Origin of the sequence: Liquorilactobacillus capillatus DSM 19910, assembly GCF_001434915.1 — a bacterium.
Lineage (GTDB): Bacteria > Bacillota > Bacilli > Lactobacillales > Lactobacillaceae > Liquorilactobacillus > Liquorilactobacillus capillatus.
Genome location: NZ_AZEF01000032.1, coordinates 130,287 through 145,557, shown reverse-complemented (window position 1 = coordinate 145,557; position 15,271 = coordinate 130,287). Strand labels below are relative to the sequence as shown.

Genomic DNA, 15,271 nt, shown 5'->3' with positions numbered 1-15,271 from the left:
TATTAATACAGTCTTTTTTTCACTTCTTCTATTGGCATCTTCTGCCCTGTCCAAGATTCAAATGCTAATGCGCCTTGCCACAACAGCATTCCTAGACCGTTACAGGTTTGACACCCTCGCTCTTTGGCCCTTCTTAACAGGACAGTTTCAGCTGGATGGTAAATAACATCATACACTAGTAGGCGCGATGCTAAACTCGCTACAAGTTCTTCTGCTAAAGGCAATTTTTGCTCTGTCATACCAATATTGGTCGCATTAACTAAGATGTCGCTTTGGCTTAAAATATCTTTCATTTTGTGGATGTCACTATACGGATAAACGTTAAACCTCGTTTTAGAACCTGCAGTAACTTTTTTTACCCAGTCCTGGACCTTTTGGTAAGTTCCATTTTGTCGCTTAAAAATATTTACTTCAGCTAAATCATAATCCGCTGCGGCCGCAATAATAGCTCGTCCCGCTCCACCCGCACCAAGGATCATTATTTTTTTTTTCTTCAACTGACGACCTCGTGCCTGCAAATCTGCAAAGAAACCAGCTCCATCTGTTGAATCTCCAAGTAAACGACCATTTTTGTTTTTCACTGTATTTACCGCTTGAATCCGCTGGGCTGCTGGTGTAATCTCATCAAGCAATGGAATAATGGTTTTCTTAAACGGCATTGAGACGTTGAATCCTTGAATTCCCAAACTGCGAACACCTAGAATAGCATCAGTCAACTTGGTCGGCGCAACTTCAAAAGCAATGTAGCATGCGTTTAATTTATAATGATCAAAACTGCAATTATACATAATTGGTGAATAACTGTGTTTTGCTGGATATGCTATAAACCCGTACAGCTCTGTATGTCCATCGATCTCCATTAAACATCTTCCCCCCGCTGGCTTACCCAATTGCAGATAGCCTAATTTCATTACTTGAATGCGTCTGTTGGTAAATCTGTACAATTCGCTCAACAGTAAAATTATTTGCTGCAAGAACTTCATCTGCTGCTCCGCTGGCTCCAAAATGGTCGATTCCGATTACTGAACCATCCAAGCCGACATACTTTTGCCATCCAAGTGTTGTCCCCATTTCAATGGCAATTCTTCTGCGAACATCTGACGGTAGCACTTGTTCTTGGTATTTTGACGACTGTTGTTCAAATAATTCCATCGATGGCATTGAAACGACACTAACGTCCTGTCCAAGTTTTGCCAGTGCCTGCTGAACTTTAATCGCCAAGTAGACCTCTGAGCCGGTCGCTAATAAGATCCCGGCTGGATGCAGTCCTCGCTGCACTGAAATTACATAACCACCACGTGCCACCCCAAGAGTGGCAGTTTCACTTGAACCTGGTAGGACCGGTAATTTCTGCCTTGTCAAAATCAATGCTGTCGGATGATCTAGCGCTCCAATTGCATGTTTCCAAGCTGCGATTGTTTCATTTGGATCAGCTGGGCGTAATACAGTGACGTTAGGGATCGATCTTAAACTCATCAATTGTTCTACTGGCTGATGGGTGGGTCCATCTTCCCCTACTGCAATTGAATCATGCGTAAAAACATAGGTTACTGGTAATTTTTCCAGAGCTGCAAGTCTGATTGCCCCACGCATGTAATCTGAGAAGACTAAGAAAGTTCCTCCGAAAACACGCATTCCGCCATGAAGTGCCATTCCATTTAATATAGTTCCTTGAGCGAACTCCCTCACACCAAAAGCAATATTACGCCCGTCCCTATTTTCCGTATTCATTAACGGACTATTCTCAATCGTCGTTTTATTCGAAGAAGCCAAATCAGCCGAACCACCAACAAATTCATCCAAACGTGCAGCTATGCTTTGAATAACCTTATGACTTGTATCACGTGAAGCTTCAGCCCCATTTTCATAGCTAGCAATATCCTCTGCTACATCAGTCATTGGTACTTCACTCATCGCTGTTTTCAATTGCTTCAGCAGTATAGGATCACTCTCCTGCAGCTCCCCAATTTTTTTATTCCATTGTTTTTCAGCAATCTGTCCTCGTTGAACAATCAATTTCTGCACACATGCCTTAACTTCAGGTAGTACTGTAAACTCCGGTGCCTTCCAATCTAAAGCTCTGCGTAACTTGCCCATGTTCTCTTGGCCTAAAGGGTTTCCGTGAACGAGGTTAGTTCCTGCATTAGGTGATCCAAAACCTATTGTCGTTTTTACTTCGATCAAGGTTGGTTTATTTGTTTTTTTAGCAGCTGTAATAGCTTGATCGATTGCTTCAACATCATTTCCATCTGCAACACCAAAGGTATCCCAACCATAACTTTCAAACCGCTGTCTAACATCTGTTTTAAATGAGCGGCTAGTTGGTCCATCGAGCGAAATATCATTTGAATCATATAGAACAATCAGCTTAGCAAGTTCTTGGTTACCAGCAAAACTAGCAGCCTCATGTGAGACGCCTTCCATTAGATCACCATCACCTGCTAAAACATAGGTGTAATGGTCGATTACCTTGATCTTTTTGTTAAACTTAGCTGCAAGATGAGCTTCAGCTAACGCCATCCCTACCGCCATGCCTAAGCCTTGACCCAAGGGACCTGTCGTGGCTTCAACCCCCGGAACTACTCCATATTCTGGGTGCCCGGGTGTTTTACTACCAAACTTGCGGAAATGTTTAAGATCATCCAATGTAATATCGAAACCACTGAGATGAAGCAGACTGTACAATAAGGCTGAACCATGCCCTGCAGATAAGACAAACCGATCACGATCGAACCACTTAGGATCATTTGCATTAAGACGTAAATGTCGGCTCCACAGTGTCCATGCCATCGGTGCCGCACCTAAAGGTAGTCCAGGATGTCCTGACTTAGCTCTTTCAACCATCTCGACACTCAGCATACGAATATTATTGATTGCAATCTTATCGTTTTTAGCCAATTTCTTTTCCATCATCCATTCCTCCTATTCTCCAGCAACAACAAAAGAAGCTCTCACGGACTGCACCGTGAGAGCTTCTTTTGTTTTAAACCACTTTTGAGATAGTCGCTAATGAGCGGGTATCCATTGATGATTCAAAAAAAAGCCACACAGTGCTTGGTAATTGCATCCATGTGACTTTCAATAATATTCAGTATACAAAAATTACTGGTCACATCCAATGCGGAACGTAATGTCCACATCAGATGTGATATAGACATTACAAACTAAACCAGTAATAATAAAATTCAATTGTTTGTTGACCCAATAATTTTCGCATAATTAAATTCTCCTAAAAAAGTAAAAATTTGATTAGAAACAAGTTATTGATTTGAATCATAAAGCCTTATTCCATAAAAGTCAACCTTTTTATAAGATTTATTTTTTATTACCTATAAGCTATATTTTTTTTCATAGCCAATACAGCAAAAAAGTATTTATTGAAATTGGAGCGGTCCAATATTTCAAAAAGTTGACTTTAGCTGTGAATTCGTTATTATTAAAAGTGAATAATGAGTTGAATTATCACCATATGATTTTAATAAAAGGAGCTTATCTTATGACTTCGAAAGACTATTCATCACCACAGTATTTAAAGAAACTTGATGCTTATTGGCGTGCTGCAAACTATATTTCAGTTGGTCAATTATATCTAAAGGACAATCCATTGTTAAAACGCCCGCTTAAAGCGGATGACGTTAAAGTTAAACCAATTGGTCATTGGGGAACGATCGCTGGTCAAAACTTCATCTATGCCCATTTAAATCGTATTATCAACAAATATGATTTGAACATGTTTTATGTCGAAGGCCCTGGTCATGGCGGTCAAGTAATGGTTTCTAACTCTTACCTCGATGGCAGCTACACAGAAATTTATCCTGAAATAACACAGGATGAACGCGGAATGAAGAAATTATTCAAACAGTTCTCATTTCCAGGCGGGGTTGCTTCTCATGCTGCACCTGAAACTCCTGGCTCAATTCACGAAGGTGGAGAGTTAGGCTATTCGATTTCACACGCCACTGGTGCAATCTTCGATAACCCTGACTTGATCGTTGCTCCAGTCGTAGGTGATGGTGAAGCTGAGACTGGTCCCTTAGCTACATCGTGGCTATCAAATAAGTTTATTAACCCTATCAACGATGGTGCTCTTTTGCCTATCCTTGATTTAAATGGTTTTAAAATTTCGAATCCAACTCTTCTCTCGCGCCAAAGTAATGAAGAATTGCAGAAATATTTTGAAGGCCTTGGCTGGCATCCCATTATTGTCGAAGGCGATGATCCGACTGCAGTTCATCCTGTAATGGCTAAAGCTATGGATGAAGCTGTCGAAGAGATCAAGGCCATTCAGCAACATGCACGCAGCAATAATGATGCAACTTTGCCAACTTGGCCAATGATCATCTTCCGTGCACCTAAGGGTTGGACTGGTCCCAAAGAATGGGATAATGAGCCCATTGAAAATTCTTTCCGTGCTCATCAGATCCCAATTCCAGTTGACCAAAACGATATGCAGCATGCTGACGCATTAGTTAGCTGGTTAAAGAGCTACCATCCTGAAGAACTCTTCAACGAAGATGGCAGTTTAAAAGCTGAACTAGCTGAATTGACACCTAAGGGCGACAAACGAATGGCAGCTAACCCACATACTAATCCTGGGAAACTGATCAAGGATTTGCTCCTACCAGATTATCGAAAATATGCAGTTGATAATTCTACTCGAGGTAAAGTCGTTGCTCAAGATATGACTGTCTTAGGTAAATATTTACGTGACGTTATCATTGAGAATGCCCAAAATAATAATTTCCGCCTCTTCGGCCCTGATGAGACAATGTCTAATCGACTTGCACCGATTTTTGAAGCGACTAAACGTCAATGGCTTGAAACGATCAAAGAACCTAATGATGAATTTCTAGCACCAGCAGGTCGCGTAATCGACTCACAACTATCTGAACATCAAGCTGAGGGCTGGCTTGAAGGTTATGTCTTAACTGGTCGCCACGGCTTTTTCGCTAGCTATGAAGCTTTCTTACGTGTCGTCGATTCAATGCTGACACAACACTTTAAGTGGTTGCGTAAAGCAACGGATCAATCATGGCGCAGTGATATTCCATCACTCAACGTTGTGGCAACGTCAACCGCCTTTCAACAGGACCATAACGGCTATACCCATCAGGATCCGGGTATTTTAGGACATTTAGCTGATAAAAAGCCTGCTTTTATCCGTGAATATCTTCCAGCAGATGCTAATTCACTACTTGCCGTATTTGATAAGGTCTTAAATGACCGTCAGAAGATCAACTTGATCGTTTCTTCTAAGCATCCGCGTCCACAATTCTACTCTGTTGCTGAAGCTAAAGAGTTAGTTGACCGTGGTCTTAAAATTATTGATTGGGCTTCTACTGATCAAAATACTGAACCAGACGTTATCTTCGCTGCTGCTGGAACGGAACCTAACTTAGAGTCACTGGCTGCTATTTCGATCTTACATGAGAAAGCACCTGAACTTAAAGTCCGGTTTATCAATATTGTCGATCTTTTAAAGCTCCGCAGCCAAAAACTAGACCCACGCGGTTTAAGTGACGCTGAATTCGACGCTTATTTCACAAAAGAAAAGCCCGTTATTTTTGCTTTCCACGGCTATGAAGGTTTGATTAGAGATCTCTTCTTCGATCGTCACAATCACAATCTCCATACACATGGTTACCGTGAAAATGGTGATATCACTACACCATTTGATATGCGTATCCTTAACCAAATGGACCGCTATGATTTAGTCAAGTCAGCTCTTTTGAGTTTACCAAATGCTGATAAGTACGCCCAAATCGTTGCTGAGATGAACAGTACCATTGAAAAACATCATCAGTTTATCCGTGATGAAGGGACTGATTTACCGGAAGTCGAGAATTGGACTTGGAAAGATTTAAAATAATTCAGACTCAGTAACAGATAACTTTTTACTGAATAAACACGGCTTAACCACTTTGATACTTTAAAATAAACTAAATTTTCTTAATTGGTTTTAATAATAAACAACATTTTAGGTTGCATTATTAAAATTAATAAATTACAATAGCAAGTAAACAAAGAGAGGGACACCTATTTGAATAAGCTTTTCTCAGAGAGACTGTGGTTGGTGTAAACAGTTAAAAGCATTTTGATAGACTACCCTTGAGTAGTGATACGAGTAAACTTTTTAGTCGAATGTATTACCGGTGATGGCCGTTATTCTGAACCAAAGTGTAATTAATTTTATTAATTAAAAACGGGTGGTACCGCGCTAAAAGCGTCCCTAGAATACTTAATTGTATTCTGGGGCGCTTTTTTATTTAGCACTAATTTGATTCGCTACAAAGAACTTATTCGTATAAATACGGTCTGTTTATCTAGTAACAAAAAGGAGAGCAATATGGAAAACAAGGGACAATTAAAAAGAGATCTTTCGTCTCGTCAAATGCAAATGATCGCACTCGGAGGCACAATCGGGGTCGGCCTCTTCATGGGTTCCTCCGCTACTATCAAGTGGACAGGCCCCTCTGTTTTATTAGCTTACGCTTTAGCAGGTCTTGTCTTATACATTGTTATGCGTGCCTTAGGTGAGATGCTTTACGTTGATCCTTCTACTGGATCTTTTGCCAAATACGGGACTGAGTATATTCATCCACTGGCTGGTTATCTAACTGCTTGGAGTAATGTCTTTCAATATCTCGTAGTTGGTATTAGTGAAGTCATTGCAGTCGGCCAGTACTTGAATTATTGGTGGCCAGGTCTTCCTGGCTGGATCTCCGGTTCAGTAATTGTCATTACACTCTGTATTGCCAACCTAGTCTCAGTAAAAGCTTATGGTGAACTCGAATTTTGGTTTGCTTTAATCAAAGTAATTACCATTATTTTCATGCTGATTTTAGGTGCTATGGTGATTTTACTTGGCTTGGGAAATAATTGGCAACCGCTAGGGTTCTCTAACCTCTGGTCGCATGGCGGTTTCTTCACTGGTGGATTTAAAGGTTTTATCTTTGCCCTCTCGATCGTTATTGCTTCTTACCAAGGAATTGAGGTTATTGGTATTACAGCTGGTGAAGCTAAGGATCCGCAAGTTACGGTTGTTAAGTCTATTAAATCAATAGTTGCACGTATCCTTCTCTTCTACATCGGATCTATCTTCGTAATCGTCACTATTTACCCATGGAATCAGCTTGACCAAGTCGGCTCGCCTTTTGTTGAGACATTCTCCCGTGTAGGTATCACAGCTGCTGCCAGCATTATTAACTTTGTGCTTGTTACCGCTGCTATGTCTGGCTGTAACTCAGGGATCTTCAGCTCAAGTCGAATGTTATACACGTTAGGCCTAAAAAAAGAACTCTCAGATAAATTTACTAAGCTTTCTAAACATGGTGTGCCGAAATTACCTGTTATAGCAATTTCTGCCGGTATCTTTCTTGGGATGATCATTAATGAACTTCTTCCACACTTTATCAAAGGAAGTTCCAATATTTTTGTGCTAGTTTACAGTTCCAGTGTCCTCCCTGGTATGGTACCGTGGTTTATTATTCTTTTCAGTCAGATCAAATTCAGAAAAGCGAATGCTACTAAAATGGCTGCTCATCCTTTCAAGTTACCGCTCTACCCATTGAGTAATTACTTTGCCATTCTGGCTTTACTACTGACACTTGGCTTTATGTTTGTTAATCCTGAAACACGTGTTTCAGTTATTATCGGTTTTATTTTCTTATTTGTTGTCTCACTGATCTTCATGCTGACACAAAGACACCGAAACTAATTTTAGTTTATGGCAATAAAAAGTGTACTCCTAGTTATTGAATTCTTGCGCTCTAACTAGGAGTACACTTTTTGCTTACTTTCGTTCTCTTCTTCTCTTACGCCAAGCTTTATAACGTTTATAAAGTGTATTTACGATCATTAAAATAACAACAGAAACGGTTAGAATATATCCTCCAACCCCTAAGTTATATACAAAGGAATTCCCCGCGCCAGCCTGCACTAGTAAAGATGAACCGACAATTGTTGCCGCTAATATGATTGCCGTTACCAATTTGTTGATCATTCCTTCCACTCTTTGCAACAGGGATTCCTGGTTCTTATAGCTGAATTTAAGTTGCGCACGTCCTTGTGTTAGAACATCTAGAAACTTCCCTATTTTAACAGGAATTTGCGGGGTCGCTGTAAAAGCACGCCAAAAATTAAATACACTATTCTCAATTTCGTTTTGCACATTAAACTTGCGCCACAGATACTCACGTGCAAAGGGTCGTGCAACATCAACCATTGAAATATCCGGTTCAAGTTGTACCACTAGTCCTTCTATTAGACCAAAGGCTTTGACGAGTAGCGTTACCTCAGATTTAATACGTAGATTATTATCCCGACACAACTGAATTATGCGGAAAAGAAGGGTTGGAAAATCAATTTCGCCTAGTCCACTCTGCAAGTACGGTGTCAAGAAGAGACCGAGTTGTGCATAAAATTCTTCCTCGTCAACTACACCAGCACGATCGCAGATTATCAGCAGTGCCTGTCCAATTTCACGAATATCCTTAGTGTTAATTGCAATAATCACATTAGCAATACCATCAGCAAGGCTAGCAGACAGGTGTCCCATCATTCCAAAATCAAGATATGTTAACCGGTAAGGCGGTAAAGCTTTTATTTTACCTACCGCCACTCGTGTTTTACCAAATTGATGGCTAAACTTAGGCTCAGCTGCTGCTTGCCCTTTTGTATCTTTTAAACGGGTAAACAAAATATTTCCCGGGTGTGGATCTGCATGAAAAAAATGGTCTGTGAAAACTTGTTTTATAAAGTTCTGAATTAAGGCTTGGGCTAAAAAATGCCGTTCTTCTTTCTGTTGTTGTAGTATCTGTTCACTAGCTTCTTCTTGTGGTTTTGGAAGTCTTTCTCTAATGCTTTTACCAGGCATATATTCTGAGACTAACATTCCTTGGACTGATAGATCTGGATAAAAACGTGGAACTTGAATAATACCTTGACCATTATTTAATTTATAAAATTCACTACCGTTTTTAGCCTCCGTCATCGTATCTATCTCATCTAACAAGGCTCGCTTTATTTCAAATAAGGTCTTGCGGATATCAATCACACTTGAATCAGGTGCAAATTTTAAAATAGTTAACGCTTGCTCAAATAAAACGAGGTCTGTTTCAACTATCTCTCTCACATTTTTATGCTGGACTTTAACCGCGACCCGTGTTCCATCTTTCAATTCTGCTAAGTGCGTTTGTCCAATTGAAGCTGACGCAAACGGTTTCTCTGTAAAATGTTTAAATAGTTCGGAAACAGAACGGCCAGTTTGCTTTTTTATTATTTTTTCAACTACAGGAAAAGGGTCTTCCGTTACATTATCTTGTAATTGCCTAAACTCTTCAATAAACTCAGGTGATACTAAATCAGAGCGGGTCGACAGCATCTGCCCGATTTTTATGAAAGTTACCCCTAATTCTTCAAAGGCTATTTTTACTTTATGCGGATTACGCTGTCTGACAAAGTTGAGTAGAACGTCATATTTTCTAAAAACTGAAATAATTTCTAATAAGCGGGTTCGCTGTTCTTTTTTTGAAATAGTATTATTATTCTCTTTCACCATATCCACACCTGCTTTTCATCCACCTTTCCTTTCACAATAACATTTTTTACTTAAAAAAACATCTGCTGGGTGGACTCCTAAGTTAAGGAAAAAATCTTCCTTTGCATTTCAGTCTAAAAATGTATATGCTTTGAATAACACATTATTCATATTACAAGGAGGACATCATGACTACGTTATATATTGTACGCCATGGCCAAAGTGAGGCTAACAAAGCTGGCATCTTGCAGGGAAGCAAGATCGATACCCCACTAACAGCCAAGGGGCGACAGCAGGCCCAGGCCGTCCATCAAAATTTAGTACATTTTAATTTTAATCAAGTCTATGCCAGCCCCTTACTGCGTGCGGCGCAAACAGCTCAAATCATCGCAGCTAAAACTACCACGACTTTTGACTCGCGCCTAAAAGAATACGATTACGGCGATTGGGACGGTCAGCTCGAGAAAGATATTCACCAAAAATACCAGCAATTCTTTAACAGCCAGCATAACCTTTTACCCGGTTCAGATAAAGTCTCACACGGGGAAAGCTTTGCGGCAGTAACCGCACGCTTAGAAGATCTCTTCAAAGAATTAGCTAATAAGCATGGTGACGAAAAAATTCTGATCGTCAGCCATGGTTTCACTATTAAACTTATGCTCAATGCCGTTTTAGGGATCCAGAATCTTGTTAACCTAAATGAACCGTCTAACGCTGGTGTCACCAAGATTGAACTGACACCTGAAACAACGACGTTACTGGCATTCAATCAGGAATTTTCTTAAGCCAATACAACAAAAAGCACAGATGATTAGTTTGCCTTTAACCTAATCATCCTGTGCTTTTTTTACTTTATTCTAATATCGATATCTATCTAAACTCACGGGCAACTTCTTTAACTGTCATCTGTTTATTGCGCGCCCGTTGAATAACCTCTTTAACGTCTTGGTCTTTAAACGCTGAAGCATCGATCCCTTGACTGGCAATATCACGTCGGGCTTTTTTGATTTGATCTTTAGTAATTGGTTTAGCATTATCTTGTTCATCGGGCCCCTGTCCAACTACCGGCGGTCCTTCAGTTGGTAAAATTGGCTTAGCATAACTAGAACTACTGGAAGCTGAATTCGTCCGATAACCTAAACCGGCCAGAACGCGATTATTATAGGCTTCCAACTTCAAGGCTTTTTTATAAAGGCTGCGGTAATATGGCTTTTTAATATTTCCATAACCTAAGATAATGGCTAATTTCATATTTGAAGCAGTATATTCGTAATTACTGGATAAAACACGTGCCCGCTTATAGCTTTTTTGGAAAATAACCAGCTCACGAGTTACTTCTTCAAGTTCAGTTTCTTTGGCAGAAGCACGACGGACTAATATTGGCGAGCCCTTTTCACTATTGGCAACTTCATTAAATATTTTTCTTGCTTGTTCATAGTTTTCTTTTTCAACAGCTGTTAACCCACTTCGATATTTCTGAATTTGTTTAACATACACGCTAGATATATCGTTATTCGCCTTTTTCTTCTGAGCATTACGAAAATGATTTTCTGCAGCTGCATATTTTGCTGACTTGATTGCTTTTTCACCTTGTCTAAAAGAACTCCGGTAATACTGTGCTGTTTCTATATGCTTAGTATATCCATAACCAATAAAAATAATAGCTATTATAAATGCTGCAATAAGCCACATCCATCTTCTCATCTTCCGCACCCCCTCGCTTAAATAACTGACTATCTCAGTATAACATTTTTTACCCGCAACACTAACAGGTTGTAAGTGTCTTTCATTATATTTGACCAACTCGACTCAAAAAAGTTACAATTATTAAAATCTACTTTTAAGGGAGAGCTGCATGAATACATCTGTTTTAATAGACATTATTAATCAATACGGTTATTTTGGGATCGCCTTTTTGATTGCCATTGAAAATATTTTTCCACCAATTCCATCTGAGGTCATTCTTGCCTTTACTGGTTTTATCACACTTTCTAGTAATTTGAATGTCTGGGGAAGTATCATTGCTGCAACTCTCGGCGCTATTATTGGAGCCACAGTTCTTTATGCAGTTGGCCGTTTCTTATCCGTTGAACGTCTGCAAAGAATACTCGCTGGCCGCTGGGGGAAGATTCTACGCTTAAAGCCGACCGATATCACGAAGGCCGCAGCTTTTTTTAACCGTCATGGAGGTGCCGCTATTTTCTTTGGCCGCTTCATCCCGGTTATTCGTAGCTTAGTATCAATTCCAGCGGGAATGTCAGGCTATCCTTTTCTTCGTTTTATCGCCCTCTCGGCTGCCGGAACTCTGATCTGGAATACTGTCCTGATTTTTGTTGGTCGCCTATCAGGACATGCTTGGCCGCATATTGTCGCTCTTATTGAGACTTACGGCAAAGTTGCACTCTTACTCTTGATTATTATTGCTATCGTTAGTTTCTTCATTTGGCGTCGAAAAAAGAATACCTCAAATTAATATATCTGAGTTACAGGTCAACCCTTAAACCGATATCCTTACTGACTTCGCGTCGATATCTTCCAAGGGACGCAAAACGAAGGGAGTTTGAGACTTTTGTCTCGTGCTCCCTTCGTTTTGTACGTTAAACTTACTAATTAGTAACTGTATACCTTGACTTCATATGGTCGTAATCGTGTTTTTAAATCATCTTCATAGTTGCTAAGCAGTAATTTCTTTTGCACTTCACCATCATATGACCGGGTAACATCTTTAGCTGTAAAGTTACTGATAACTAGCAATGTTTTACCCTCATAATGGCGTTTATAGGCAAAAACTTCATTATCTGCAGGGTCAAGTTCACAATAATCACCATAGACGATCAAATCACTCTTATGCCTCATGTTAATCAATTCTTGGTAGAAATAAAAGACAGAATCCTTATCTTCTAACTCTCGCTGAGCATTCAGTTCATGGTAATTTTTATTCAGCTCTAGCCAAGGTGTCCCCTCTGTAAAGCCGGCGTTCTGTGAATCATCCCATTGCATTGGCGTCCGGGCGTTATCCCGTGATTCTGTTGCTAAATAACGCATCATACTATCATGGTCGGTCAGTTTTTCTTTTTCAACCAGCTGATGATAGGCTTCCAACGATTCAATATCACGATACTGCTGTAAGTCAGTAAAATGAGCATTCGTCATCCCTAATTCTTCACCCTGGTAGATATAAGGAGTACCCTGCATCATATGCAGAGTTGCCGCCAGCATCTTAGCTGATCTTTCCCTGAACTCAGGACTGTCATTACCAAAACGCGATACTGCACGTGCACGGTCATGATTATTCCAATAAAGACTATTCCAACCTTTACCGTCTAAAGCTTGCTGCCAGCGAGATAAAGCCCTTTTTAGATCAACTAACTGAATCGGCTTATCATCCCACTTTCCTAGACGAGGATCATCATTCAGTGCCAGCGTCACATGATCAAATTGAAAGACCATATTTAACTCACCGGCCTCTAAGCCACTATATTGAACCGCATCCTCTGGCTTAGAACTGGGCATCTCTCCGACACTCATCACATCATACTTAGATAGGACCTGTTCATTCATTTCTCGCAGATAATCGTTTACCTTAGCCCCATCAGCAACCATCGGCTCAACATCAGCATATTCTGCATTTTTGGGATTAGGCGCATCAGGTAGTCCTGCTGGTTTAGAGATAAAGTTGATCACATCCATGCGGAACCCATCAATCCCTTTATCTAACCAAAAGCGCATCAGTTTCCATATTTCTTCACGTACTGTAGGGTTTTCCCAGTTTAAATCCGGCTGGCCTTTCGCAAATAGATGCAAGTAATACTGCTTAGTCGCTTCATCGTAATCCCATGTTGATCCGCCGAAGTAAGAGCCCCAATTATTTGGTGCCTTTCCATTGCGTCCATCACGCCAGATATAAAAATCACGGTAGGGATTAGTAACAGACTTGCGGCTTTCTTGAAACCATTTATGTTGATCACTAGTATGGTTAACAACCAGATCCATTACAATTTTCAAGCCCAATCGATGCGCTTCATGCAAGAGTTTATCAAAGATCTCCATATTACCAAACTTAGGTTGAATATCGCGGTAATCACTTATATCATAACCGTTATCTTTATCTGGTGACTTATAAACTGGATTGAGCCAGATAACATCTACTCCCAACTTTTTGATATACGGTAATCGTTGCAGTACACCCGCTAAATCACCGATTCCATCACCATTACTATCTTGGAAACTACGTGGATAAACCTGATAAACAACTGCTTTTTGCCACCATTTTTTCTTCATCATCAATTCTCTCCCTTAAAATACTCTCTTAAACTTTATTTTTTACCTGTAAGTCCAGTTTGTGGTGTGTCTTCTTTGATTATACCGACTGCGAAAACACCCAATAACATTACAAGACCCGCAACTAAGATCATTCCTGGCATTGATTTATTGATCAATGGGAAAATGATAAAACTAAGCAGTGAAGCAATAATCTGCGGTAAACAGATCCCACAGTTGAAGAGCCCCATATAAGCGCCCTCATTTTTACCATCAAGTGATGAAGTAAAGATTGAAAAGGCTTCTGTCTGCATCGTTAAATAAGAAATACCAATCAAACAAAATGGTAGTAACAATAAATATTGATTATGCGTAAAGAAAACACCGATAAAGCCTAAAGCACCACTAAACAAACCAACTCTAAACCAGAACTTTCTCTTATATGGGCTCGTTCTTGAAAGAACCACGAAGCCCCAGATAACAGCAGCGACAGATTGAACACAGGTTAAGATTCCATACCAGTTACCGGCAGCTTGATAACCTGCTGAAGCCGTATCCGCTGTGTTCCAAACATTTTTGGCAATTGCACCTGTAGCGTATGTCCATAAATATTGAAAAGCAAACCAATCAAATAGCTGAACGAATGACACTTCCCAGAAAGACCGCGGAGCTCTCTTAACTAATGCCCATAAAGAAGGTTTTTCTTGCGGAGCTTTGGTATCAATATGATGGTACTTGGCATAAGAAAGAGGATCATATTCCTTAACGCTTACGATTGTATAAATAGAAGTTGCTAATAAGATCGCAGCACCAATATAAAAGGATAATCTAACGGAAAGCGGAACCTCACCTTGTTTAGCAACATTAGCAACACCCAATGCTGTCAGTAAAAAAGGAAAAATAGTTGCGATAACACCGCCAAGGTTACTAAATGATTGCTGCCATGACCAAGCTAAATCTTTTTGATTCTCATTCACCATGTCGCCGACGATCATCTTGAACGGCTGCATACAAACGTTGCTTGATAAATCCATAAATAAAATAGCAATTGCTCCAAAAGTCAACGCTGCGATCGATGCATAACCAAAACCAAATGAACCGGCATTAGGTAGTAACACCATTACAAGAGCTGCAATTGGTGCACCTAATATCAAGTACGGCATTCTACGTCCAAATTTATTCGACCACGTCAGATCTGAATATTTTCCGACTAACGGTTGAACTACCATTCCAGCTAATGGCGGTAAAATAAAGAAGAAGCCTAACTTAGTTGGATCTGCTCCGATCGTTTGAAATATTCTCCCCATCTGTGATGACTGCAATGAGAACGCCATATTAACCCCAAAAAAGCCAAAAGTCATTGCAAAAATAGTCTTTAATGATAGTGACGGTAATGAGTTTGATATTTGGGCCTTCTTAGTTGTTGCTGTTTTCTTGACCGGCATACCTTTTTTCTTTACGGTCACTGCTGAT

Annotated in this window: 10 protein-coding genes and 1 other annotated feature; of the genes, 4 read left to right on the top strand and 6 right to left on the bottom strand. The window is 40.0% G+C overall.

The features are described from left to right. Positions 1 to 2 precede the first annotated feature (2 nt). Positions 3 to 860, bottom strand: a complete 858-nt coding sequence (locus FC81_RS08180) for a shikimate dehydrogenase (protein WP_057745517.1) — start codon at positions 858 to 860, stop codon at positions 3 to 5. A gap of 22 nt (positions 861 to 882) precedes the next feature. Continuing rightward, complete coding sequence (gene tkt / locus FC81_RS08175; protein WP_057745514.1) at positions 883 to 2,910, bottom strand: transketolase; 2,028 nt, start codon at positions 2,908 to 2,910, stop codon at positions 883 to 885. 586 nt (positions 2,911 to 3,496) lie between these two features. Between tkt and FC81_RS08170 the strand changes: the two genes are divergently transcribed. Next, positions 3,497 to 5,869 carry a phosphoketolase family protein gene (locus FC81_RS08170; RefSeq protein WP_057745509.1) on the top strand — a complete coding sequence of 791 codons (2,373 nt, stop codon included), beginning with the start codon at positions 3,497 to 3,499 and terminating at the stop codon, positions 5,867 to 5,869. Between the two features lie 145 nt (positions 5,870 to 6,014). Further along, positions 6,015 to 6,234, top strand: a binding site (T-box leader). 112 nt (positions 6,235 to 6,346) lie between these two features. Next, entirely contained in the window at positions 6,347 to 7,717 is a 1,371-nt protein-coding gene (locus FC81_RS08165; protein WP_057745507.1) for an amino acid permease, read from the top strand. A 75-nt stretch (positions 7,718 to 7,792) separates the two neighbouring features. Here the strand turns inward: FC81_RS08165 and FC81_RS08160 are convergent, their stop codons facing one another. Next, positions 7,793 to 9,559, bottom strand: coding sequence for an ABC1 kinase family protein (locus tag FC81_RS08160; RefSeq protein ID WP_057745504.1), 1,767 nt, complete (start codon positions 9,557 to 9,559; stop codon positions 7,793 to 7,795). A gap of 167 nt (positions 9,560 to 9,726) precedes the next feature. Here FC81_RS08160 and FC81_RS08155 point away from each other — a divergent pair, with 167 nt between their 5' ends. Continuing rightward, the gene (locus FC81_RS08155) at positions 9,727 to 10,323 is read left to right on the top strand and encodes a histidine phosphatase family protein (protein WP_057745501.1); all 597 of its coding nucleotides are present in this window, start codon (positions 9,727 to 9,729) and stop codon (positions 10,321 to 10,323) included. Between the two features lie 85 nt (positions 10,324 to 10,408). Here FC81_RS08155 and FC81_RS08150 read toward each other — a convergent pair whose 3' ends face one another. Further along, entirely contained in the window at positions 10,409 to 11,242 is an 834-nt protein-coding gene (locus FC81_RS08150) for a hypothetical protein (RefSeq protein WP_057745498.1), read from the bottom strand. A gap of 151 nt (positions 11,243 to 11,393) precedes the next feature. Between FC81_RS08150 and FC81_RS08145 the strand changes: the two genes are divergently transcribed. Further along, positions 11,394 to 12,011 carry a DedA family protein gene (locus tag FC81_RS08145; RefSeq protein WP_057745494.1) on the top strand — a complete coding sequence of 206 codons (618 nt, stop codon included), beginning with the start codon at positions 11,394 to 11,396 and terminating at the stop codon, positions 12,009 to 12,011. A 137-nt stretch (positions 12,012 to 12,148) separates the two neighbouring features. Here FC81_RS08145 and FC81_RS08140 read toward each other — a convergent pair whose 3' ends face one another. Together FC81_RS08140 and FC81_RS08135 are read right to left on the bottom strand one after the other, a co-directional pair. Then, a complete protein-coding gene (locus tag FC81_RS08140) occupies positions 12,149 to 13,819 on the bottom strand; it encodes a glycoside hydrolase family 13 protein (protein ID WP_057745632.1) in 1,671 nt (556 codons plus the stop codon). 35 nt (positions 13,820 to 13,854) lie between these two features. Further along, on the bottom strand, positions 13,855 to 15,243 hold the full coding sequence (locus FC81_RS08135; RefSeq protein WP_235804667.1) for an SLC45 family MFS transporter: 1,389 nt from the start codon (positions 15,241 to 15,243) through the stop codon (positions 13,855 to 13,857). Positions 15,244 to 15,271: the final 28 nt, after the last annotated feature.

Coding starts and splice junctions, on each gene's coding strand:
- FC81_RS08180 (WP_057745517.1), bottom strand. CDS start 860: ATGGAGATCGATGGACATACAGAGCTGTACGGGTTTATAGCATATCCA.
- tkt (WP_057745514.1), bottom strand. CDS start 2,910: ATGGAAAAGAAATTGGCTAAAAACGATAAGATTGCAATCAATAATATT.
- FC81_RS08170 (WP_057745509.1), top strand. CDS start 3,497: ATGACTTCGAAAGACTATTCATCACCACAGTATTTAAAGAAACTTGAT.
- FC81_RS08165 (WP_057745507.1), top strand. CDS start 6,347: ATGGAAAACAAGGGACAATTAAAAAGAGATCTTTCGTCTCGTCAAATG.
- FC81_RS08160 (WP_057745504.1), bottom strand. CDS start 9,559: ATGGTGAAAGAGAATAATAATACTATTTCAAAAAAAGAACAGCGAACC.
- FC81_RS08155 (WP_057745501.1), top strand. CDS start 9,727: ATGACTACGTTATATATTGTACGCCATGGCCAAAGTGAGGCTAACAAA.
- FC81_RS08150 (WP_057745498.1), bottom strand. CDS start 11,242: ATGAGAAGATGGATGTGGCTTATTGCAGCATTTATAATAGCTATTATT.
- FC81_RS08145 (WP_057745494.1), top strand. CDS start 11,394: ATGAATACATCTGTTTTAATAGACATTATTAATCAATACGGTTATTTT.
- FC81_RS08140 (WP_057745632.1), bottom strand. CDS start 13,819: ATGAAGAAAAAATGGTGGCAAAAAGCAGTTGTTTATCAGGTTTATCCA.
- FC81_RS08135 (WP_235804667.1), bottom strand. CDS start 15,243: ATGCCGGTCAAGAAAACAGCAACAACTAAGAAGGCCCAAATATCAAAC.